Genomic DNA, 20023 nt, shown 5'->3' with positions numbered 1-20023 from the left:
GATCTTGGGAACGACGGTATTATAGCGCGGTTTCGACCTCAGGGATCAGCGTCGCCGTGGGGCCTTGAGCGGGCTACGACGTCTTCCTATCTGCGCAACCTGCGCCGGGAGGGCTCATGCCGCCAGTCATCACCATTCAGGGTCTGACCAAGACCTACAAGTCCGGCCATCAGGCGCTGAAGCCCATCGATCTGGAGATCGAGAAGGGCGAGATCTTCGCCCTGCTGGGGCCGAACGGGGCGGGCAAGACGACGATGATCTCGATCATCTGCGGCATCGTCACGCCCTCGACCGGGACCGTGATCGCCGACGGCCATGACATCCAGAAGGACTATCGCGCCGCCCGCACCCGCATCGGCCTGGTGCCGCAGGAGCTGACGACGGACGCCTTTGAAACCGTCTGGGCCACCGTCACCTTCAGTCGGGGTCTGTTCGGCAAGGCGCCGAACCCGGCCCTGATCGAGCGCATCCTTCGCGACCTCAGCCTGTGGGACAAGAAGGACGCCAAGATCATGACCCTGTCCGGCGGGATGAAGCGCCGCGTCATGATCGCCAAGGCCCTGAGCCACGAGCCCGACATCCTGTTCTTGGACGAGCCCACGGCGGGCGTGGATGTGGAGCTACGCCGCGACATGTGGGGTCTGGTGCGCAAGCTGCGCGATCAGGGCGTGACCATCATCCTGACCACCCACTACATCGAGGAGGCGGAGGAGATGGCCGACCGCGTCGGCGTCATCCTCAAGGGCGAACTGATCCTGGTCGAGCAGACCGCCGTCTTGATGAAGAAGTTGGGCAAGAAGACCCTGACGCTGAACCTGCAGGAGCCGATGGCGGCGATCCCGGCGGAACTGGCCGAATGGGACCTGAGCCTGAAGAACGAGGGTGGGGAACTGGAATACGCCTTCGACGCCCACGCCGAGAAGACGGGGGTGCCGTCGCTGCTGCGCCGCCTGTCGGACCTCGGCATCGCCTTCAAGGACCTGAACACACGCCAGAGCTCGCTGGAAGACATCTTCGTCAGCCTGGTTCACCGCGATGGGGAGGCCGCCTGATGAGCTTCAACGGACATGGCGTCTGGGCCATCTATCGTTTCGAGATGGCGCGGGCCCTGCGCACCCTGTGGCAGTCGATCGTGACGCCGGTGATCACCACGGCGCTTTACTTCGTCGTCTTCGGCGGGGCCATCGGCAGCCGGATGAGCGAGGTCGGCGGCGTGCCCTATGGCGCCTTCATCGTGCCGGGCCTGATCATGCTGAGCCTGTTCACCCAGTCGATCTTCAATGCGTCATTCGGCATCTACTTCCCGAAATTCACCGGCACCATCTATGAGATCCTGTCGGCGCCCGTCAGTCCGTTGGAGATCGTCCTCGCCTATGTCGGGGCGGCGGCGACCAAGTCGGCGGTGCTGGGGCTGATCATTCTGGCGACCGCGGCCCTGTTCGTGCCCTTGCAGATTCTGCACCCCTTCTGGATGCTGGCCTTCCTGATCCTGATCTCGACGACCTTCAGCCTGTTCGGTTTCATCATCGGGGTGTGGGCGCAGAATTTCGAACAGCTGCAGATGATCCCCATGCTGATCGTCACGCCCCTGACCTTCCTCGGCGGGGCCTTCTATTCAATCGACATGCTGCCGGACGGCTGGCGGACGGTGACCCTGTTCAATCCGGTGGTCTATCTGATCTCGGGCTTCCGCTGGGCCTTCTACGGCATAGGCGACGTCAGCGTGGGCCTGAGCCTGACGGCCACCCTGGGCTTCTTCTTCGCCTGTCTGGCGGCGGTGGGCTGGATTTTCAAGACGGGCTATCGTCTGAAGAACTAGGTCGACGGCGGTTGTCACGAAACCGCCGAACTCGCTCAGCAGTCTGAGGGCCTGCCGACCCTCTTCGTGATGCGCGCCGCCCGGCGCCGGAGCCCGAATGTCCGACGCCGACGACAAGTCCGTTCCCTTCGCCCGCCGTCAGGTGCAGTGGGGCCGTCCGCCCCAGACGACCTTTATCGCCGGACCTCTGCCGCGCGGCACAGGTCTGATGCCGCCCGTGACGCCCAAGGCGGCGGAAGCGCCGAAGCCGGCGCCGCGTCCGGCCGCGCCCGCCGCCCCGCGTCCGTCTGCGGCGTCGAGCAGCATGTTTGGCGGCTCGCTGGTGCCGCAACGTCGCGCGCCGCAGGCGAACGCTTCGCCGAACCTGCTGACGGCCCCGATGCCGTCTGCGCCGCAGCCCCGGCCCGCGCCCCAGCCTGGGCCGCGCGTCGCCCCGGTCGCCCCGGCGGCGCCGGTCGATGCGACGCCTCGGCCATTGCCCGCAGCAACACCCGTCGCGGCCCGTGAGCCGGAGGCGGCGCAGCCTGTCGCGCCCCGGCCGACGCCTGCGCCTGAACCGGCGCTGGCGCCGACGTCTCGCCCCGCCGCGGCCAGGCCCGTCGCGGAGACGCCCCGAACGGCGACGCCTGCGCAGGCCCAGGTCTCGGCCCGCAGCCGCACGCCCCTCTACATCGCCGCCGCCGCCGTGGTGGTGATCGGGGCGCCGCTGGCTACCTGGCTGATCACGCGCTCGAACAGCGAGCCGGCCGCGCCGTCGATCCCTGAGGCTCCGGTTGCAGCCGAGGCGGTGCCTGCCGCTTCGGCGCTCGAGGCGGCGCCGGCCTCGGTCGTGGCGCCGAGCACAGCGCCCGCAGCAGCGCCGCTGACGAGCGCTCCAGCGCCCCGACCGGCCGCGCCGCGTCGGGCCGCTTCGACGTCGCCTGAAACCCTGGCCGCCAATACGGCCGCGCCCGCCGCCGCGACGGCCCCGGCGACAGCGCCCGCCGCTACCGCGCCCGTTGCGCCGCCGCCGGTCGTGACGGTCGCGCCCGCGCCGGAGCCGACCCCGCCCGCCGGTCCGCCGCCCACCGCCGCCCGCCCGGCCCAGAGCGACCCCGACGCCCCGGTGGTCACCAAACCCCAGCCGTTGGACTAGGGCGCGGACGTCAAGGCGTTTGACAGCCGTGCGGGCGCTTGTCCGCTCGGTCCTGCGCGGCTATGGCCACGGTCGGAGAGGGGCGCGCTGGTCGGGGCGCTCTGCCGTCCCCCAGTAAATGTCGCGTGAGTCCAGCCTATGCCTACCTCGAACCCAGCAGCCTTCGCCGTCCGTCTCGGCGGCGAGGGGCATAGGGGCGAGACGGCGGCGTCGGTTCGGGCGCTTCTAAACGCGCACGCCGACAGCCTGGTTCAGGCCTTCTACGACACCCTGCTGGATGACCCGGAGGCCAAGGCCTTCCTGCACCACTCCATCGTCCAGGAGCGGTTGAGCCGGTCGCTGCACGACTGGCTGCTGGACCTGCTGGACACGACGGGCGACGCCAATGACGCGGCCTTTATCGCCCGCCAGATCAAGATCGGCGAGGTCCACGCCCGCATCAAGATTCCGGTGCATCTGGTCATGGCCGGGGCCTCGGTGCTGAAGGCCCGTCTCGCCGACCTGCTGGAGGGCGAGGCCGACGGCTTCCGCCAGTTCCGCCTGATCGACGAGCGCATCGACGCGGCGATCCGCCTGATGAGCCAGTCCTATGTGAAGGGCACCATGAACCGGGCCCGGCTGGACGAGGCCTATCGCCTGTTCTCGCTGGATCAGGACGTCAATCTGGAGCGCGAGAGCCAGCGCGCCAGCCTGATGGAATGGGGCCAGAAGACCCTGTTCCGCATCCTGGGCAACGGCGCCGTAGACGGGCGCGAGGCCATGGCCAACTCGCCGTTCGGCCTGTGGATCCGCCATCGGGCGGGCTTCCTGTTCGAGACCTCGCCGCATCTGGCGGCGCTGAACCAGGCCATGACGCGGATCGACGGGGTTCTGTTGCCCCGACTGGAGCCCGACAGCGGCGGCGACCGTGCCGAGGCCCTGAAGGCCCTGCAGACGGCGGTCGAGGAGGTCGCCTATCTGCTGAACGAGATGTTCCAGGTTCTGGGCGACATGGAGAACGGGCGCGATCCCCTGACACGGGCGCTGAACCGGCGCTTCCTGCCCTCGATCCTGAGCCGCGAGATCGGCTTCGCCAACGCCAACAAGAGCGCCCTGTCGGTGATGCTGATCGACGTGGACCACTTCAAGAGCGTCAACGATACGCGCGGCCACCAGGCCGGCGACGAGGTGCTGCGTCAGGTCGCCGAGTCGATCACCGAGAACGTCCGGCCCAGCGACTTCGTCTTCCGCTACGGCGGTGAGGAGTTCCTGGTGGTGCTGGTCGAGACCCGCATGGATCAGGCCCTGGCCATCGCCGAGCGCGTTCGCGCCGCCCTGCAGGGGCGGGCGATCAAGGCGGGGGGGCTTGAGGCCTTCGGCGTCACCGCCTCGATCGGCGTGGCCGAACACGGCGGCCACCCGGACGAGAACTATCTGATCAAGGCCGCCGACGAGGCGCTGTACCGGGCCAAGAACACGGGCCGAAACCGCGTCGAGCGGGGGTAGGGCTTACGCTTATCGCAAGGTCAGGTAGCCGCGTTCGACCATGCGGCGCAGGGCCTCGTAGGCTTCGGCCAGTTCTTCGTAGGCGGTGCGGGCGGCGGTCAGGCGGGCGGTCTGGTCGACGGTCACGGCCGAACCCGATTCCGACAGGCGGAGGGCCTCGGCGGCCCAGCGGGCGCGGGCGTTGGCGGTCAGGACGGCCAGCTTCTGGAAGGTCCCGGTATTCACCTGCGACAGGGTCTGGCTGATGACCTCTCGGTTCGAGATGAAGGCGGCGTAGTCGATCTGCTCCAGAAGGCCGCGCAGGCGGCGCTGCTCCTGCGGGTCCATGTCCTGCGGCTCGAAATGGTCGCGCTGGCGGCGGTAGCTCTGGGTCAGCACGGTCGACATCGGCGGCGCTCCACAAGGCGGCCCACAGGGACTGTGAGCCTGAGGCTGGCCCGCTTTGGTTAAGGAGCGGTTTGCATCCCTGTAGGGGCCAATTTGAGCCGCTCGCGGTCGGGTGCGCCCAGACCGCGCGGGCAGGCCATGGGCTGATAGGTTCTGGAGTAGCAGAGCCGCGCCTCGCGGAACCAGCCGTCGGTGGTGGCGATGAAGACCCCGTCGCGCGGCAGGCCGGGGTTGGCGGCGACGAAGGCGTCGCGGATGGCGCCGGCGGTCAGGCGTTCATCGGGAATGGCCTCAAGGTCCGGCTTGTTCAGGCCGTTCCACATCCGCGCGGCCTGTTCGAAATAGGCCTCGGGGCTGTCCCAGCCGCAGGTCCCGTGGGCGGCCCATTCGTGCTGCTGCAGGGACGGCGAAGGGGTCATGCAGAAGTGCTTCTTCACCGTCGCGACCGGGATGGCGGGGCCCGGAGCGGCGCAGTAGCGCGGGTGCTTGTCAGCCGCGCCGTTGGGCCACAGGCCGTGCAGGGTCAGGCCGAACTCATTCCGGGCGCACTGATAGCGCTCATCCGGGTAGTCCTTGCCCGAGCGGCAGGCCTGGGGCGACCAGCTGACGGCCAGCATGTTGAAGGCTACCGGCACGTCGGGCGCGGCCTCGTCGGCCGGGATGGCGTAGGGGCGGGCGGGCGTCAGGTCGGCGGGGACGGCGCAGGTCGCGCCCTCGGTCGAGGCCGTCATGACCGGCGACGACAGGCGCGGCTCGCAGGCGGTCAGCAGCAGGGCGGCGCCCAGAGCCAGGGCGGAGGCGGCGGGCGAAAGCAGAGAGAAGGGCCGCATCAGGGGCTCCGGTCGGGCAGGCGATAAAAAACGACGACTAATGGCTGGGCGCCGCGCGGTCGAGGCGGAACCCACCGCCGCTCTCGCTCATTGATAAGCGTGAGCATAGGGGACCCTGTGATGCCTGAACAAACCGCCTTTGAAGCCGCCCTGGAAGAGGCGATCGCCCTGTTCGAGCAGGGCGAGGCGATGAACCAGGCCCGCTTTGACGAACTGCTGGCCGAGCTGGAAGCGCGTCGCCCCGACCTGGCGGCCGTGCCCGAGAGCGACCCCCGCGCCGCCAAGGCTCGCGAGTTGCAGGCCAGGGCCGACGAACTGGAGCGCCGCGCCGCCGTCGGCCACGGCCAGATGGACGAGGTCAACACCCTGCTGACCCCGCTGATGGGCCGCAAGGGCGCCTGAGCGCTCAAGCAGCCCAGAGGACGGTAGCGCGCTAAAAACTAGTAGCGCCCGTCGAAGCCGAAGGCGGGCTTGCGCTCGCTCCATTTGCCGCGAGTGAAGTCGGGGAAGTCCAGGGTGCGGTTCCCTTCGGCGATCGACTGCTCCGACAGGGGGGTGATCGCGCTCCAGCTGACCCCGTCATAGATGTCGAGCGGCATCGGCACCTTGGCCTTCAGGGCCTCGATGAAGGCGTGGATGACGAAGAAGTCCATGCCGCCGTGGCCGGAACCGGCGGCGACGCTCTCATAGGTCTTCCACAAAGGGTGGTCGTACTGCTCGAACCAGGCCTCTTGCGCCTCCCACTGGTGGGCCGGGCTGCGGCCCTCGATGTGAACCGACTTGTTCAGATCCATCCAGAGGCCGTTGGTGCCCTGGACCCGGAAGCCCAGCGAATAGGGGCGCGGCAGGTTGGTGTCGTGCTGCAGCAGGATGGTCTCGCCGTTGAAGCAGGTGATCGAGGTGGTGACCACGTCGCCCAGCTTGAACTTCACCGCCGCATTGGGGTGATCGGCCCCGCCGGTCTTGACCACATAGTCGTGCAGGCCGCGCGCCTTGCTTGAGTGGCTGGTCAGATTGACCATCCGGTTGCCCCGGTTCAGGTCGATGTAGTTGGCGATCGGGCCGATGCCGTGGGTGGGATAGAGCTCGCCGTTGCGGTTGACCGAGTGCCAGGTGCGCCAGCGCGCCTCGGACCAGCCCTTGGGCCCGAACTCGACGCCGCCGCCATAGGGCTTCTGCGGATCGCCGCTGTTGAACTTCACCGCGCGCAGGTCGTGCTGATAGCCGCCCTGCAGGTGGACCAGTTCGCCGAACAGGCCGGCGCGGACCATGTTCAGCGCCGCCAGGACGTCGCGGCGATAGCAGACGTTTTCCAGCACCATATAGGGGGTGCCGGTGCGCTCATGGACCTCGATCAGGTCCCAGTGATCCTGCAGCGTCACTCCGGCGATGACCTCGCAGGCGACGGGGATTTTGGCCTCCATCGCGGCGATGGCCATGGGGGCGTGCCATTCCCAGGGCGTGGCGATGACGACGGCGTCGAGGCCGGGATGGGCCAGCAGGTCGAGGTAGGCCCGGTCGGGCGCCCCCTCATAGGCGCGCGGCGCGGGACGGCCGGCGGCGGCGATCATGCCCTTGGCGCGGGCGATCATCAGGGGCTCGATGTCGCAGACGGCCACGATGTCCACGTCGTCGCGTTTCAGCAGGATGGGCATCAGGCTCTGGGCCCGCAGGCCCGTGCCGATGATCCCGATCTGCAGCCGGTCGGTGCTCTGCGTCCGCGCCATGGCCGGCATGGCCAGGGTCGAGGCGGCGGCGGCGGAAGAGGCGGCGATGAAGGCGCGGCGATCCATGAGAGCTCCGTTGGTCAGCAACTGATCCGGCTTAGGCGATGACGGCGACCGCGTCATCAGCCAGGGGCTGGCGCAGCGTAACAGCAACACCATATGGTGCGGATAATCAGAGGAACCGCCCCATGACCGACGCCCCCGCCCCGCTGAAGACCCTGAAGATCGACTTCGTTTCCGACGTGGTCTGCCCCTGGTGCGCCGTGGGGTTGGGCGGGCTGACGACGGCGCTGGACAGGCTGAAGGGCGAGGGGATCGCCGCCGACATCGCCTTCCAGCCGTTCGAGCTGAACCCGCAGATCGCGCCGGAAGGCGAGAACATCGTCGAGCATATCGGCCGCAAGTATGGTTCGACGCCCGAACAGTCGGCGCAGAACCGCGAGATGATCCGCGCCCGCGCCGCCGAGGTCGGCTTTGACATGAAGATGGGGCCGGAGAGCCGCATCTGGAACACCTTCGACGCCCACCGCCTGCTGCACTGGGCCCACGAGACGGCGCCCGAGAAGCAGGAGGCGCTGAAGCGCGCCCTGTTCACCGCCCACTTCACCGAGAACCGCAACATCACCGACGCCCGCGTCCTGACCGAGGCCGCCGAGGCGGCGGGGCTGGACAGGGCCGAGGCGGGCGAGGTCCTGGCCTCGGGGCGGTATGCGACCGAGGTGCGCGGCGCCGAGGACCTGTGGCGGGCGCGGGGGATCACCTCGGTGCCGGCCGTCGTGGTCGAGGGCAAGTACCTGATCAGCGGCGGCCAGCCGGCGGCGGCGTTCGAACAGGCCCTGCGCCAGATCGCGGCGGAGGTTTAAAAGGGCGGATCGCCCAGGTTCTCCACGTCATAGACGTCGCTCAGCGCATACATGCGCGGGCCATAGTCGGGGTGGCCGGGCGGCGATGTCTTCACCAGCTCCTCGCGGGCGCGGAAGAAGCCGAGGAAGTCGCCCGACGACACGCTCATCAGCAGCCGGGTCGACTCCTGGCCCTGGTTGCCCTGGGCGTGGGGCGTGCCGCGCGGGATGAAGACATAGTCGCCCGGCCCCAGCACCCGCGTCTGGCCGTCGACATGCAGGGTCAGCTGTCCCGACAGGACATAGAAGCTCTCGTCCATGCGGTGGTGGACGTGGATCGGGGTGCGATAGCCCGGCCCCTCGATCAGCAACAGCTGGCCCAGAGCCCCGGCCTCGGGCGGGGTCAGATAGGCGACCTGTCCCACCCCGATCGTGCCCGCCGCTTCGTCGGCGCGGCGGATGACGGCGGCGGGCGTGGGGGCGGGGGCCTCCTGAGCGGGCGGCGTCAGCAGGGCGGCAAGCAGCATCAGCATCGGGCGGTCCTCCCTGACCTGCCGAACGGCGATATGGCGCCATCAAGCGCCGCCGGGCGCGGTTTGGCAAGGCGGGGGAGGGCCCCGCAAAGACCATTCGTCATCCTCCGGCGAGCGGAGCGAGACCGGGGGACCCAGCGGCGCCCGTAGGGCGACCTGAAGGACGGCGCGTAGCAGCCAAACCATCATACTCGAGGTTACTGCAAAGATCGCCTTCGGCGCCGCTGGGTCCCCCGGTCGGCGCCGCTGCGCGGCTTGCCGGAGGATGACGGAGGCAGGGTCAGGGCGGGGCTGGCTCCACGGAAAAAACAGAGTCCAATTCGTCTGAATCGTCTGAAATCAGCCCCTCGGGATCGAGGCGGGTTTTGAGGGCGGCCAGGCGGGCTTCGATGGCGCGGCGGCCGGCGTGGTCGTCGGGGGGTAGGGCGGCGGCGTCGCGGGCGACGGCGGCGACTTCCTGCAGGTCCTGCTCCAGGGTGGAGAGGGGTTCGGGTTCCGGTTCGGGCGCGGCGGCGGCCAGCAGGGCGGGGTCCGTCAGGGCGCGCCAGGTGCGCAGCCAGGAGGCGGCCTCGGCGGCGCGGCCGCGCTGCAGGGCGCGGTTCAAGCGCATCAGGGCCTGGGCCGCCATGCGGGTCAGGTCGGGCGGGGAGGCGTCGGCCTCTTCGTCCTGCGGATCGGGCCAGACGTCTTCGATGTCGCTGCGGCGCCAGCCCTCGCGCGCGGCGCGGGAGCGCAGGGTTCCCAGCTTCAGGTCATAGCGGGCGCAGACGGCCTCGGCCGCGTCCCCGGCCAGATAGTCGCGCCGCGCCGCCGTCCAGACGGCGTCGGAACGGATGCGATAGCCGTCGGCCCCGCTCCTCTCGCCGCCAAGATCGCCCCCAAAATCGCCAAGCGGGGTCGCGTCGGGATCGGCGGGCGGCGCCGTCGAGGGGCGGATGTGGTCGGGGATGTAGGTGGCAGCGCCGAACTCATCCTGCTCCCACCGGCCGGAGGCGATGATCCGGGGCTCGCCCTCGTGCCAGTAAGCCTCGTCGTCCATCTCGCCGCCCTCCTGCCTGAGTGAAGGAGGTTGGCGGACGGGTGCGTCAGGATCGGACGGGGGGTGCCCCTTCTTTCGTCATCCTCCGACGACCCCCGCGAAAGCGGGGGGAGATCGGGGGACCCAGCGGCGCCGAAGGCGATCTTCACAGCAAGCGCGGCGGGTCGCGTTAGCTCGGTTGGGCCGGCGAGGAGAACGATGGTGGGCATGAGCTTATCGAATGCAGCCTCATTCAAAGCCCGTTCACGCCCCCGCTGCCTCGATGTAGGCCGCATTTCGCATCCGGGCGTCAGTGAGCAAATCTCTCCATTCGATAAGCTCTATTGTGCCTCGGAAGTCACCATTGAGCTCTAGCCAGCGGCCACGACCATCCGCTGTTGTTTTCCATCCGGATGTATATGTTTTGAGTTCTCCGACGATGTCGGCAACGACGTAGCAATAGAAGATGCAATCTTCCGCCACGCGAACTCGCTCGCCCCGATAACTCTGAATGTCGCCGTTCTTCAGAGCTGTCAGGTAGCGCATAATCTGATTGCTCGGCAGGTATCGCTCTGTGTATTGCTCGCGACCCGGTTTCTTAAATTCGACGAGCATCACGCGCTTGAGGGGCTCTCCGCTGTCCTCCCCTAAGCCGTGTAAGCGGTCCCAGACTAGAAGATCGGGACGTTCTCCATTTCGATTGTCTTCGATCAGATTACGAACGGGCACGTCCGAAGCAAAATACCTTGCGAGGGTGAGCCGCTCGTCAATGATCCAGAGGTCGTGGTCCGAATCTTCAACTCTGGTTGGATCATCGCCGCGCACGCGCATCGGGCAAATAAATTGATGAAGCGTGGCTTCGAGATGGTAATCTTCTTCGCCATCTGGCCGTGCGCGCAAGCGCCGTATGAGCACATCCAGGACGTCTAATACGACCTTCCTGCGAAGGACGTACTCTGTGAGTTGTCTTTGCTCTTCTGCGCGAACGTCATTCGCGGCCTCGCGTATACGTTCTGCAAGGTCGCCCTCTACGTTGTGACCTTCTCCAATTTCGGCAACGATCCTCTGAACCCGTTTCTTGCGTTCCGTGTCGCGACGTATCCGGACAGGAATCAATGCCTGAGCGAACTGCTCCGCTTTGGTTGCGTTCTTGGGCGTTCTCGCCAGAAGCGCATCAATGTCAGCGAATCCAAATGATGGATACTCGGCGATGAAATCAGACATCGTTTCCGATCTGCCTACATCGTATGTCTGAACTTCTTGATTAAGAGCATCCCTCACCGCCGCTTCAGCGCAGACCTTAGAAAGTTGCTCTAGAGTTTTCTCATCGAAATTGAAGTTCGTGCGCTCTTGGTTGACCCGGTCATCGAGGAATACGCCTGAAACACAGCCGTGATAGACGGCATTGTCATCGGGACCGAAGCGACCGACACCGATTAGCCCATCAATCTTGCGGCTTGTGACGGTGCGACCATTGGCGATGAAATGAAGCTGATGTTTGCCTTCGAAGCCCGCCGACGCCGCGCTTCGAAAAACGAAGTGCGAAACTTGCAGCTGACCAAAAACATCATGATTGAAATCAGAGTGACCACGCTCTTCGATGAGAAGATTTCTTATATCTTGGGGGAAAGTGGCGTTTCGAGCGTCAACTTGGACGAAGACCTGTGGGGAGTTTCCTAGAATAAACTCGGCGAGGAAGTGTGAGCCAAAGTGCCGAACAACAACGGCCGGGCGCTCGGGGAATTTCGCCCGATACGCTCCCTCGCGGATGCCGACGAACTCAACAGACGTTCCGGGAGCGCCGTCCAAAATTTGCTCTAGCACTTCATTTTGGAGCTGATCCCGTTCAGCTAGGACAAAGTCAAAGCTTCGGCGCCACAACTCCTGCTGTTCGTTCAAGAAGACACTCTGAACGCGGACTGTTTCGAACATGTCGAGCCAGAGGAGGCGGCCAACGCCCTTCCCGCCTCGCTCAAATTTGAAGCCCGTATCGGTTGTAATGAACGCATTAAAGCGAGCGTCGTCGAGTCCGATCCCGTTATCAGTCACACGAACTGACACTTGCCCAGGGTTGCCGAGGTTCTGAACTACTACGTCAATGCGCCCTTGAACCTTTGATTCGCCGTTGGGAAAGCGGTCGTCGATGGCGTGCATCGCATTGCTCACCGCCTCGAAGATCGGCTGAAGCGCTTCCGCCGCCGTTGTGGGTTTCGGGAGGCGGCGGACGCGGTTGACGATATCGCCAGCTAGTGAAGTCATTCTATCCCCCAAGACCGCACTTAGGTTGCCCGGCCAAGGGTGCGCGGTAAAGTGGTATTGTCGCGCTCTGTGCTACGTCAGCCTTTCACACCTTCACCTCCACCACGCCGCCTCCAGCCCGGAACTTGGCGCTCATTTCGGCCATGCCGGCTTCGGCTTCGGTGAGGCTGGCGCCGGCGTCGTTCTGGGCCAGGGCGTCGCGGCGGATGTCCTGGCTGATCTTCATCGAGCAGAACTTGGGGCCGCACATGGAGCAGAAGTGGGCGGTCTTGTGCGCCTCCTTCGGCAGGGTCTCGTCGTGGTACTTGCGGGCGGTTTCGGGGTCGAGGCCGAGGTTGAACTGGTCCTCCCAACGGAACTCGAAGCGGGCGCGGCTGAGGGCGTCGTCGTGCATGCGGGCGGCGGGGTGGCCCTTGGCCAGGTCGGCGGCGTGGGCGGCGATCTTGTAGGTGATGACGCCGTCCTTGACGTCCTGACGGTCGGGCAGGCCGAGGTGTTCCTTGGGCGTGACGTAGCAGAGCATGGCCGTGCCGAACCAGCCGATCATGGCCGCGCCGATGGCCGATGTGATGTGGTCGTAACCGGGGGCGATGTCGGTGGTCAGCGGGCCAAGCGTATAGAAGGGCGCTTCGTGGCAGTGCTTGAGCTGCTCATCCATGTTGGCCTTGATCTTGTGCATCGGCACGTGGCCGGGGCCTTCGATCATGACCTGGCAGCCCTTGGCCCAGGCGATCTTGGTCAGTTCGCCGAGGGTGCGCAGTTCGGCGAACTGGGCCTCGTCATTGGCGTCGGCGATGGAGCCGGGGCGCAGGCCGTCGCCGAGGCTGAAGGAGACATCATAGGCGCGCATGATGTCGCAGATGTCCTCGAAGTGCTCGTAGAGGAAGCTCTCCTTGTGGTGGGCCAGGCACCACTTGGCCATGATGGAGCCGCCGCGCGAGACGATGCCCGTCACGCGCTTGGCCGTCATCGGCACGAAGGGCAGGCGGACGCCCGCGTGGATGGTGAAGTAGTCCACGCCCTGCTCCGCCTGTTCGATCAGGGTGTCGCGGAAGACCTCCCAGGTCAGGTCCTCGGCGATGCCGTTCACCTTCTCCAGCGCCTGATAGATGGGGACGGTGCCGATGGGGACGGACGAGTTGCGGATGATCCAGTCGCGGATGTTGTGGATGTTGCGGCCCGTCGACAGGTCCATGACGTTGTCGGCGCCCCAGCGGGTGGCCCAGACCAGCTTGTCCACTTCGTCATCGACGCTGGAGAGCACGGCCGAGTTGCCGATGTTGGCGTTGATCTTCACCAGGAAGTTGCGGCCGATGATCATCGGCTCGACTTCGGGGTGGTTGATGTTGTGCGGGATGATGGCGCGGCCGCGGGCGATTTCCTGACGCACGAACTCGGGCGTGACGAAGTCGGGGATCGAGGCGCCGAAGTCTTCGCCGTCGCGGATGCAGGGGGCGTTCTGCTCGCGGCGCAGGTTCTCGCGGATGGCGACGTATTCCATCTCGGGGGTGATGATCCCGGCTTTCGCGTATTCGTACTGGGTGACCGGGCGGCCCTCGACGCCCTTGAAGACCTGATGGTTGGAGACGTCGAAGCGGGGGGCCAGGTGCTTGCCCGACGCGTGGCCGTTGTCCTCGGGTTTGACCTCGCGCGGGTTCAGGACGGGGGCGATGTCGCCGCGGTCCAGCTGCCACGACGACTTCACGCGCGGCAGGCCCTTCTTGATGTCGATGACGACATTGGGGTCGGTGTAGGGGCCGGAGCTGTCATACATCGTCACCGGCGGCTCGTTGGCGCTGGGGTGGACGGCGACCTCGCGGAAGGGGACGCGGATGTCGGGGAAGAGCTCGCCCGCCACATAGACCTTGACGCCGCCGGCGCGGGGGCCGGTGGGGATGCGGCCGGTCTCGGCCTCGACGGCCTTGCGGGCCTCGGCGAGGGGGAGCTCGATGTTCGGCTCGTGCGGCTGTTCGGTCGTCGGCGTGACGTTGATGTTCATGGCGGCCTCTAAACTGCGAGAGGTCCGCCGACGTCGGGCGAGGCGGTCCCCTGACGTAAAGCCGCCGGAGACCAAAGCGTTTCCCATCCCTTCGCCGGCATGACCCGGATCAGGTTCGACGGGTCAGGCGGCTACGCCAATCTCAGCCGCTCAAATGCGACCCCCCGGAGAACGGCGCGACCCTAGCTCCTTTCCGTGGCGGGTCAAGCGAGGCGTGTTACGGAGGGGCATGACCCATTCGCGACCCTATCGGCTGGACGACATGGCCGGGTGCCTGGCCCTGTTCGACAGCAATACGCCGCGCTTCTTCGACGAGAGCGAGCGGGAGAGCTTTGTCGGCTTTCTGCAGGATCAGGCCCTGCGCTGGCCCTATCAGGTGATCGAGCTGGACGGGCGGATCGTCGGCTGCGGCGGCCATGCGGTCGAGCCGGACGGGATCAGCGTCGCCCTGTGCTGGGGCATGGTCGACAACGGCCTGCACGGTCAGGGGCTGGGGCGGGTGCTGACCGAGGCGCGGATCGCGGCGGCGCGGGCGACGCCGGGGATCCGCCGCGTCATCCTGAACACCAGCCAGCATACGCAGGGCTTCTATGCGCGGTTCGGCTTCGAGACGGAAAAGGTCACGCCTGACGGCTTCGCGCCCGGCATCGACCGCTGGGACATGGTGCTGAGGCTGTATTGAGAGGGGGCCTAAAGGATGATGCAGTGGGCCTGACGCATCGTCGCCCGCAAAGCCTCGTCCATATGGTGCGGCAGGAAGGTCGCTTCCTGACGGATCAGGCGAAGGTGGGCGTCCGGCGTCGGACGATACCAGATCAGATAGCCGCATTCGTCCTGAAGGGCGTGAGAGGCGACATAGTCGACAGCGCCATAGTGGCCCGCCGGTGCGCCTGACGGATTGGAGTACCAGGTCAGGCGGCCGATCTGGCGTTCGGTTGTTGCGCCAATGGTCTCCCTCTGCGCGAGGACGCGGGCCGTCCAGTTCTCGAGCGTGGCGCCGCCCGTCATCTTTTCGTCGACCATGGCGAAGGCTTCGGCGAAGCGGCCTTTGTCGAGGGCGTCGAAATAGGAGTCGCTCAGGGCGGTAAGCCGGGGGTTGAGCGCCGCTGTGTCGGCCTCGCTCAGAACCGGGGCGGCGGCGGGCTCGACAACCGACGTAGCGGGGCCGCAAGTCAGGTTCTGCACGACCGTCAGCGCCCCGTTTTTCACCTCCGTCGATCCCTTGGCGACGGTTTGCTCGAGGTCGAAGGTGTAGCGACCGAAGTGGTATCCGGCCACGCCGCACAGTTCCGCCGCGCGCGGACGAAGGCGCTCGGCCAGGCGGAGGGGATCGGTTTCATCCTTTGCGGTGATGGTCAGGCGCCACGCGTCGTGGCCGTCAGCCTCCACAACGATCTGTGGATCAGCCTGCAATGCGGCCGTGAGCGCGAACAGTAACAACGACATCGAGACGTCCCCCAACAGACCAACAGCAGATATCGATGTTCGGTTGCGGTCAAGGGAGGAGGAAGGGGGGCGGTCCGACTTCTCAGTCGGGGGGGCGTTAAGGCCGGACCGCCACAGACGACATCGGGGTTGGGGGGCGTCCGATGTGTCCGATGCAATAACAACGGACCTGAAACTTGGTTCCGCAAGAATTCGCGTCTTAAGCATGATTGTTGAACGCCGGTCGGCGAGGCCGTGGTTTCCTTCGTCCGCGAACGGTTGAAAGATGTATTTCCGAGCAAGACAGAGGCGCGCGGCATGAAGACTTTGGGCGTTCTGGGCGGCATGGGGCCGGCGGCGACGGTGGCGTTTCTGGCGCGGGTGCAGGCCCTGACGCCGGCGAAGGGCGATGAGGACCACATTCGCGTGGTGATGGACATGAACCCGCAGGTGCCGAACCGGCATACCCAGCCCGAGGCGGCGGGGCGGACCCTGGGCGAGATGGCGGTGAGACTGCGCGAGGCCGGGGCCGAGGTCTTGGCCATGCCGTGCAACACCGCCCACGCCCACGCGGCGGCGATCCGCGCGGCGGGGCTGCCCTTCATCGACATGGTGGCGGAGACGGCGAAGGCGGCGAAGACCGGGGGCGCGACCCGGATCGGGGTGCTGGCGACGCCGGGCGGCGAGGCGCTCTATGCGAAGGCCCTGGCGGCCGAGGGCGTGGAGATGGTGCGGCTGTCGGAGGCCGACCGGGCGCGCTTCATGACTGTGGTGTTCGGGGTCAAGGCGGGGGACGTGGGGCTGGAACAGAGGGCGGCCATGCGGGAGCTGGCGGCGGCTCTGGTCGCGGCGGGGGCCCAGGGGGTCATCGGCGGCTGCACCGAGGTGCCGCTGCTGCTGGACACGGACGACGTCGTGGTTCCGCTGACGGACTCGGCCGAGGTGCTGGCGCGGGTCTGCGTTGAGGCCTGTCTCTGACAAAAGCTTAAGTTGCCGGGAGCGAAAGTCGAGGCGAACGCTTCCGGCTTTGCAGCAGCGAGGTTTGGATCATGAGCCTGTATCTTCGCGCCATCGCCGTGGTGCTGGCGCTGGGGGCCGCCGGCCCGGTCGTCGCCCAGGAGGCGGCCTATCCGCAACGTCTGGCCACGCCGGGCGGCGAGGTCATCATCCCTTCAGCCGGGCAGAAACGGGCTCACGACGAAATCGGATATGCCCCCGCACGTCGGGTCGGAGACGTTCTGTATGTGTCGGGGCTGGTGGTGTTTCGCGCCGAGGGCGAGGGGAACGACGTGGCCGCCTTCGAGGGGCAGGTGCGCCGCGCCCTGCGCCAGCTGAACCAGACCCTGCGGGCGGCGGGAAGCAGCCTGGACGATGTCGCCATGCTGAACACATTCCATGTCTGGGACGGACCGGGCTTCGCAGGCACGAGGGACGAGCAGGTCGCGGTCCTGTCGAAGGTCTGGCGCGAGTTTTCTCAGGGACCGCGACCAGCCTGGACGGCGGTGGGGACCAGTGGCCTGCTGGGCGGCGAGGGCAGCATTGTCGAGATCCAGTTGATCGCCCATTCGCCCGCCCCGCGCGACTGAGGCGCTTGCGGCGCTCGGCCGGTCGGGGCAGGGAAGGACGGTGAAACAGTCTCTCATCATTGATTGCGATCCCGGCGTCGACGACGCCACGGGGTTGCTGACCGCCTTCGCCTCAAACGACCTCGATCTGCTGGCCGTGACTACGGTCGGGGGCAATGTCAGCGCCGTGCAGACGGCGCGGAACGCCCGCATCCTGCGTCAGATCGCCGGGCGCGAGGACGTGCCGGTCCATGCCGGGGCCGAGCGGCCCCTGAAGCGCGAACCGGCCGGGGCGGGCGAGTTCCACGGGGCCGAGGGCCTGGGTGATCTGGCGCCGTTCGAGCCGGAGGCGCCGGCGGGCGACGGGACGGCGGCGGAGGCCATTGTGCGGCTGGTGATGGAGCGGCCCGCGGGGTCTGTCGCCCTGGCCGTCATGGGGCCGATGACCAATCTGGCCCTGGCCCTGCGGGCCGAGCCCGCGCTGGCGGCGCATTTGGGGCCGGTGGTGGCCATGGGTGGGGCGCGCGCGGAAGGCGGCAACATCACCGCCAGCGCCGAGTTCAACATCTGGGCCGACCCGGATGCGGCGGCGGAGGTTTTCGCCTCCGGCTGCCGGATGATCGTCATGGGTCTGGATGTCACCCATCAGGTGCGGGCTACGGAAGACCGCATCAACGCCATCGAGGCGGTGGACACGGCCTCGGCGCGGACGGCGGCGGCCATGCTGCGCTTTTCGCAGCGGATCGAGCGGGTCATCGTCGGCTGGGACGCCGGGCCGTTGCATGATCCCTGCACCGTGGCCTGGCTGCTGAAGCCGGAACTGTTCGATCTGGCGCCGTGCCGGATCGACGTGGAGACGCAGAGTGATCTGACGCGCGGGCATACGGCGGTGGAGTTCCGCGTCGAGGCCGCGACGGCGAACCATTTCTGGGCGACAAAGGCGGATGCGGACGGGGTCTTCGCCCTGATTACGGAACGACTGGGAGCAGGCGCATGAGGATCACCGTCGTCGGGTCGATCAATCTGGACATGGTGGCCTCGGCCCCCAGCCTGCCGGCGCCGGGAGAGACGGTGACGGGGGCGACGCTGGCGCGGCACGCGGGCGGCAAGGGCGCCAATCAGGCGCTGGCGGCGCGGCGGTTGGGGGCCGACGTCAGCCTGATCGGTCGCGTGGGCGAGGACGAGATGTCGGGGGCGGCTGTGGCCCTGATGCTGGCGCACGGCGTGGACCTGTCGGGCGTCGAGACGGACATCGCGGCGCCGACCGGGGTGGCCCTGATCGCCGTCGATCCCTCGGGCGAGAATCAGATCGTGGTCGCCGCCGGGGCCAATCACATGGTGACGCCCGAGCAGTTGCCGTCGCGGATCGAGACGCCGCTGATCGCCCAACTGGAGCTGCCGATTGAGACGGTCGAGGCGGCGGTGGGGCGGGCGACCGATTTCGTCTGCGTCAACCTGGCGCCCGCGGCGCCGGTGTCGGAGGCCCTGCTGCGCCGCGCCGATCTGATCGTGGTCAACGAGACCGAGGCCGCCTTCTATGGCGAGGCTCTGCACGTCGGCGGCGGGCGGGTGGTGGTGACCAAGGGCGCGCGCGGGGCGGTCATGTACCGGCGCGGGGTCGAGATGGCCTGGGCCACGCCACCACGCGTCGAGGCGATGGACGCCACAGGGGCTGGCGACGCCTTTGTTGGGGCCATTGTCGTGGCCCTGCTGGACGGGATGACGGAGGACGCAGCCCTGCACTTCGCGTGCGCAGCGGGGGCGCTGGCGGCGACCCGGCCGGGCGCCCAGCCGTCGCTGGGCACGCGTGCAGAGGTCGAGGCCTTGCTGGCGGGGTAGGGCGTTCTCCCTCCCCCTTCTTGAGGAGGGAGTCGGCGGGATTGTCCTAGCGCTCGTCGTACTGGCGCAGCAGGAACAGGGTTCCGACCGCCGTCAGGGCGCCGAGGGCGAAGGCGGCGACCAGGGAGCCGGTGGCGGCGGCGGTGGAGACGGTGACCGGACGTTTGGCGTACCATTCGACGATCTCGCCCGCGTGGGCGTGGTCGAGGCCCTCGTCATAGGCGTCGTCCAGATAGGTGTCGTCGGCGGCGGCCATAGGCGTCTCCTTATTGCCTGCGCTAAATCCCCGGCGCGGTCGGGCGGTTCCCAGTCGTGACAGAGGATCGCACATCCAGTAAAGGGCGCGCCTCACGTTTCAGAAATCTGGCAGACGAAACCATGGCCGGCCACTCGAAATTCAAGAACATCATGCACCGCAAGGGGCGCGCCGATGCGCAGCGCTCCAAGCTGTTCTCCAAGCTGTCGCGCGACATCACTGTGGCCGCCAAGAACGGCATGCCCGACCCGGCGCTGAACCCGCGCCTGCGTCTGGCGGTCAATAACGCCAAGGCCGAGAGCCTGCCCAAGGACGTCATCCAGCGCGCCATCAACAAGGCCGCCGGCGGCGACGTCGATACGATGGAAGAGGTCCGCTACGAGGGCCGGGGCCCCGGCGGCGTCGGCATCATCGTCGAGGCCCTGACCGACAACCGCAACCGTGCGGCCTCGAACATCGGCGCGGCCTTCAAGAAGAACGGCGGCGCGCTGAGCGAGATGAACTCGGTCGCCTTCATGTGGGATAAGGTCGGCCAGATCATCTACAAGGCCGAGGCCGGCACGGAAGACGCCGTCATGGAGGCCGCCATCGAGGCCGGCGCCCAGGACGTCGAGAGCGATCTGGTCAAGCCGGACATCTATGAGGACGCGCCGGGCCACACCATCTGGACCGCCTATGAGGACCTGAACGAGGTGGCCGAGGCCATGTCCAAGGTGCTGGGCGACCCCAAGTCGACCGCCATCGTCTGGAAGCCGCAATCGGAAGTGCCGGTCACGGGCGAAGCCGTCGGCACCCTGTTCAAGCTGCTGGACGCCCTGGACGCCGAGGACGACGTGTCGTCGGTCTATTCCAACGAAGACATCTCGGACGAAGACGCGGCCAAGTACGCGGGCTGATCGTCCCG

The 20023-nt window shown here is 67.2% G+C and carries 21 protein-coding genes and 1 riboswitch; of the genes, 12 read left to right on the top strand and 9 right to left on the bottom strand.

The genetic code is table 11. The features are described from left to right. Positions 1-116 precede the first annotated feature (116 nt). From ACIQTU_RS13190 to ACIQTU_RS13175, 4 genes are all read left to right on the top strand, one after another. A complete protein-coding gene (locus tag ACIQTU_RS13190; RefSeq protein WP_400547857.1) occupies positions 117-1052 on the top strand; it encodes an ABC transporter ATP-binding protein in 936 nt (311 codons plus the stop codon). Next, entirely contained in the window at positions 1052-1819 is a 768-nt protein-coding gene (locus ACIQTU_RS13185) for an ABC transporter permease (protein WP_400547854.1), read from the top strand. The genes ACIQTU_RS13190 and ACIQTU_RS13185 overlap by 1 nt, the downstream gene beginning before the upstream one ends. 97 nt (positions 1820-1916) lie before the next feature. Then, positions 1917-2954 (top strand): hypothetical protein, encoded by a 1038-nt coding sequence (locus ACIQTU_RS13180; protein WP_400547851.1) that lies wholly within the window; start codon positions 1917-1919, stop codon positions 2952-2954. A 138-nt stretch (positions 2955-3092) separates the two neighbouring features. Continuing rightward, positions 3093-4439, top strand: a complete 1347-nt coding sequence (locus tag ACIQTU_RS13175; RefSeq protein WP_400547848.1) for a diguanylate cyclase — start codon at positions 3093-3095, stop codon at positions 4437-4439. Between the two features lie 9 nt (positions 4440-4448). Here ACIQTU_RS13175 and ACIQTU_RS13170 read toward each other — a convergent pair whose 3' ends face one another. Further along, positions 4449-4826 carry a hypothetical protein gene (locus ACIQTU_RS13170; RefSeq protein ID WP_400547846.1) on the bottom strand — a complete coding sequence of 126 codons (378 nt, stop codon included), beginning with the start codon at positions 4824-4826 and terminating at the stop codon, positions 4449-4451. A 59-nt stretch (positions 4827-4885) separates the two neighbouring features. Next, positions 4886-5656, bottom strand: coding sequence for a ribonuclease (locus ACIQTU_RS13165; protein WP_400547843.1), 771 nt, complete (start codon positions 5654-5656; stop codon positions 4886-4888). 120 nt (positions 5657-5776) lie between these two features. Between ACIQTU_RS13165 and ACIQTU_RS13160 the strand changes: the two genes are divergently transcribed. After that, positions 5777-6058: a hypothetical protein gene (locus ACIQTU_RS13160; protein ID WP_400547840.1), complete on the top strand. Its 282-nt coding sequence runs from the start codon at positions 5777-5779 to the stop codon at positions 6056-6058. A 38-nt stretch (positions 6059-6096) separates the two neighbouring features. On the opposite strand, the gene ACIQTU_RS13155 is transcribed toward ACIQTU_RS13160, so the two are convergent. Further along, positions 6097-7449, bottom strand: coding sequence for a Gfo/Idh/MocA family protein (locus ACIQTU_RS13155; RefSeq protein WP_400547837.1), 1353 nt, complete (start codon positions 7447-7449; stop codon positions 6097-6099). Between the two features lie 122 nt (positions 7450-7571). Between ACIQTU_RS13155 and ACIQTU_RS13150 the strand changes: the two genes are divergently transcribed. Then, entirely contained in the window at positions 7572-8246 is a 675-nt protein-coding gene (locus ACIQTU_RS13150; RefSeq protein WP_400547835.1) for a DsbA family oxidoreductase, read from the top strand. Here the strand turns inward: ACIQTU_RS13150 and ACIQTU_RS13145 are convergent. From ACIQTU_RS13145 to thiC, 4 genes are all read right to left on the bottom strand, one after another. Further along, on the bottom strand, positions 8243-8758 hold the full coding sequence (locus ACIQTU_RS13145) for a cupin domain-containing protein (RefSeq protein ID WP_400547832.1): 516 nt from the start codon (positions 8756-8758) through the stop codon (positions 8243-8245). The two genes, ACIQTU_RS13150 and ACIQTU_RS13145, sit on opposite strands and share 4 nt — an antisense overlap. A gap of 280 nt (positions 8759-9038) precedes the next feature. Further along, on the bottom strand, positions 9039-9797 hold the full coding sequence (locus ACIQTU_RS13140) for a hypothetical protein (protein WP_400547829.1): 759 nt from the start codon (positions 9795-9797) through the stop codon (positions 9039-9041). Between the two features lie 243 nt (positions 9798-10040). Then, positions 10041-12035, bottom strand: a complete 1995-nt coding sequence (locus ACIQTU_RS13135; RefSeq protein WP_400547826.1) for an ATP-binding protein — start codon at positions 12033-12035, stop codon at positions 10041-10043. A gap of 85 nt (positions 12036-12120) precedes the next feature. Further along, on the bottom strand, positions 12121-14034 hold the full coding sequence (gene thiC / locus ACIQTU_RS13130) for a phosphomethylpyrimidine synthase ThiC (RefSeq protein WP_400547823.1): 1914 nt from the start codon (positions 14032-14034) through the stop codon (positions 12121-12123). A gap of 68 nt (positions 14035-14102) precedes the next feature. Next, positions 14103-14211: riboswitch (TPP riboswitch) on the bottom strand. Positions 14212-14263: 52 nt separating this feature from the next. On the opposite strand from thiC, the gene ACIQTU_RS13125 reads away from it, so the two are divergent. Beyond that, complete coding sequence (locus ACIQTU_RS13125; protein WP_400547820.1) at positions 14264-14716, top strand: GNAT family N-acetyltransferase; 453 nt, start codon at positions 14264-14266, stop codon at positions 14714-14716. 8 nt (positions 14717-14724) lie between these two features. On the opposite strand, the gene ACIQTU_RS13120 is transcribed toward ACIQTU_RS13125, so the two are convergent. Next, complete coding sequence (locus ACIQTU_RS13120; protein ID WP_400547817.1) at positions 14725-15480, bottom strand: DUF4019 domain-containing protein; 756 nt, start codon at positions 15478-15480, stop codon at positions 14725-14727. A 297-nt stretch (positions 15481-15777) separates the two neighbouring features. Between ACIQTU_RS13120 and ACIQTU_RS13115 the strand changes: the two genes are divergently transcribed. The 4 genes from ACIQTU_RS13115 to ACIQTU_RS13100 all read left to right on the top strand — a co-directional run bounded on the left by ACIQTU_RS13115 (position 15778) and on the right by ACIQTU_RS13100 (position 18863). Beyond that, positions 15778-16437 carry an aspartate/glutamate racemase family protein gene (locus tag ACIQTU_RS13115; protein WP_400547814.1) on the top strand — a complete coding sequence of 220 codons (660 nt, stop codon included), beginning with the start codon at positions 15778-15780 and terminating at the stop codon, positions 16435-16437. Between the two features lie 71 nt (positions 16438-16508). Then, the gene (locus ACIQTU_RS13110; protein ID WP_400547810.1) at positions 16509-17045 is read left to right on the top strand and encodes a Rid family hydrolase; all 537 of its coding nucleotides are present in this window, start codon (positions 16509-16511) and stop codon (positions 17043-17045) included. Positions 17046-17085: 40 nt separating this feature from the next. After that, on the top strand, positions 17086-18021 hold the full coding sequence (locus tag ACIQTU_RS13105; protein WP_400547807.1) for a nucleoside hydrolase: 936 nt from the start codon (positions 17086-17088) through the stop codon (positions 18019-18021). After that, entirely contained in the window at positions 18018-18863 is an 846-nt protein-coding gene (locus ACIQTU_RS13100) for a ribokinase (protein WP_400547804.1), read from the top strand. Before ACIQTU_RS13105 ends, ACIQTU_RS13100 begins: the two co-directional genes overlap by 4 nt. A 46-nt stretch (positions 18864-18909) precedes the next feature. On the opposite strand, the gene ACIQTU_RS13095 is transcribed toward ACIQTU_RS13100, so the two are convergent. Continuing rightward, positions 18910-19119, bottom strand: coding sequence for a hypothetical protein (locus ACIQTU_RS13095; protein WP_400547801.1), 210 nt, complete (start codon positions 19117-19119; stop codon positions 18910-18912). Positions 19120-19241: 122 nt separating this feature from the next. Between ACIQTU_RS13095 and ACIQTU_RS13090 the strand changes: the two genes are divergently transcribed. Continuing rightward, positions 19242-20015, top strand: a complete 774-nt coding sequence (locus ACIQTU_RS13090) for a YebC/PmpR family DNA-binding transcriptional regulator (RefSeq protein WP_296175813.1) — start codon at positions 19242-19244, stop codon at positions 20013-20015. Positions 20016-20023 lie beyond the last annotated feature (8 nt).

This window comes from Brevundimonas sp. NPDC090276 (genome assembly GCF_044772165.1).
Classification (GTDB): Bacteria; Pseudomonadota; Alphaproteobacteria; order Caulobacterales; family Caulobacteraceae; genus Brevundimonas.
The sequence above is the reverse complement of the archived record's forward strand: the minus strand, read 5'-3'. Positions and strand labels throughout refer to the sequence as shown.

Excerpts from the sequence above, each read along its gene's own strand:
- ACIQTU_RS13190 (WP_400547857.1), top strand. The coding sequence starts at position 117 with ATGCCGCCAGTCATCACCATTCAGGGTCTGACCAAGACCTACAAGTCC.
- ACIQTU_RS13185 (WP_400547854.1), top strand. The coding sequence starts at position 1,052 with ATGAGCTTCAACGGACATGGCGTCTGGGCCATCTATCGTTTCGAGATG.
- ACIQTU_RS13180 (WP_400547851.1), top strand. The coding sequence starts at position 1,917 with ATGTCCGACGCCGACGACAAGTCCGTTCCCTTCGCCCGCCGTCAGGTG.
- ACIQTU_RS13175 (WP_400547848.1), top strand. The coding sequence starts at position 3,093 with ATGCCTACCTCGAACCCAGCAGCCTTCGCCGTCCGTCTCGGCGGCGAG.
- ACIQTU_RS13170 (WP_400547846.1), bottom strand. The coding sequence starts at position 4,826 with ATGTCGACCGTGCTGACCCAGAGCTACCGCCGCCAGCGCGACCATTTC.
- ACIQTU_RS13165 (WP_400547843.1), bottom strand. The coding sequence starts at position 5,656 with ATGCGGCCCTTCTCTCTGCTTTCGCCCGCCGCCTCCGCCCTGGCTCTG.
- ACIQTU_RS13160 (WP_400547840.1), top strand. The coding sequence starts at position 5,777 with ATGCCTGAACAAACCGCCTTTGAAGCCGCCCTGGAAGAGGCGATCGCC.
- ACIQTU_RS13155 (WP_400547837.1), bottom strand. The coding sequence starts at position 7,449 with ATGGATCGCCGCGCCTTCATCGCCGCCTCTTCCGCCGCCGCCGCCTCG.
- ACIQTU_RS13150 (WP_400547835.1), top strand. The coding sequence starts at position 7,572 with ATGACCGACGCCCCCGCCCCGCTGAAGACCCTGAAGATCGACTTCGTT.
- ACIQTU_RS13145 (WP_400547832.1), bottom strand. The coding sequence starts at position 8,758 with ATGCTGATGCTGCTTGCCGCCCTGCTGACGCCGCCCGCTCAGGAGGCC.
- ACIQTU_RS13140 (WP_400547829.1), bottom strand. The coding sequence starts at position 9,797 with ATGGACGACGAGGCTTACTGGCACGAGGGCGAGCCCCGGATCATCGCC.
- ACIQTU_RS13135 (WP_400547826.1), bottom strand. The coding sequence starts at position 12,035 with ATGACTTCACTAGCTGGCGATATCGTCAACCGCGTCCGCCGCCTCCCG.
- thiC (WP_400547823.1), bottom strand. The coding sequence starts at position 14,034 with ATGAACATCAACGTCACGCCGACGACCGAACAGCCGCACGAGCCGAAC.
- ACIQTU_RS13125 (WP_400547820.1), top strand. The coding sequence starts at position 14,264 with ATGACCCATTCGCGACCCTATCGGCTGGACGACATGGCCGGGTGCCTG.
- ACIQTU_RS13120 (WP_400547817.1), bottom strand. The coding sequence starts at position 15,480 with ATGTCGTTGTTACTGTTCGCGCTCACGGCCGCATTGCAGGCTGATCCA.
- ACIQTU_RS13115 (WP_400547814.1), top strand. The coding sequence starts at position 15,778 with ATGAAGACTTTGGGCGTTCTGGGCGGCATGGGGCCGGCGGCGACGGTG.
- ACIQTU_RS13110 (WP_400547810.1), top strand. The coding sequence starts at position 16,509 with ATGAGCCTGTATCTTCGCGCCATCGCCGTGGTGCTGGCGCTGGGGGCC.
- ACIQTU_RS13100 (WP_400547804.1), top strand. The coding sequence starts at position 18,018 with ATGAGGATCACCGTCGTCGGGTCGATCAATCTGGACATGGTGGCCTCG.
- ACIQTU_RS13095 (WP_400547801.1), bottom strand. The coding sequence starts at position 19,119 with ATGGCCGCCGCCGACGACACCTATCTGGACGACGCCTATGACGAGGGC.
- ACIQTU_RS13090 (WP_296175813.1), top strand. The coding sequence starts at position 19,242 with ATGGCCGGCCACTCGAAATTCAAGAACATCATGCACCGCAAGGGGCGC.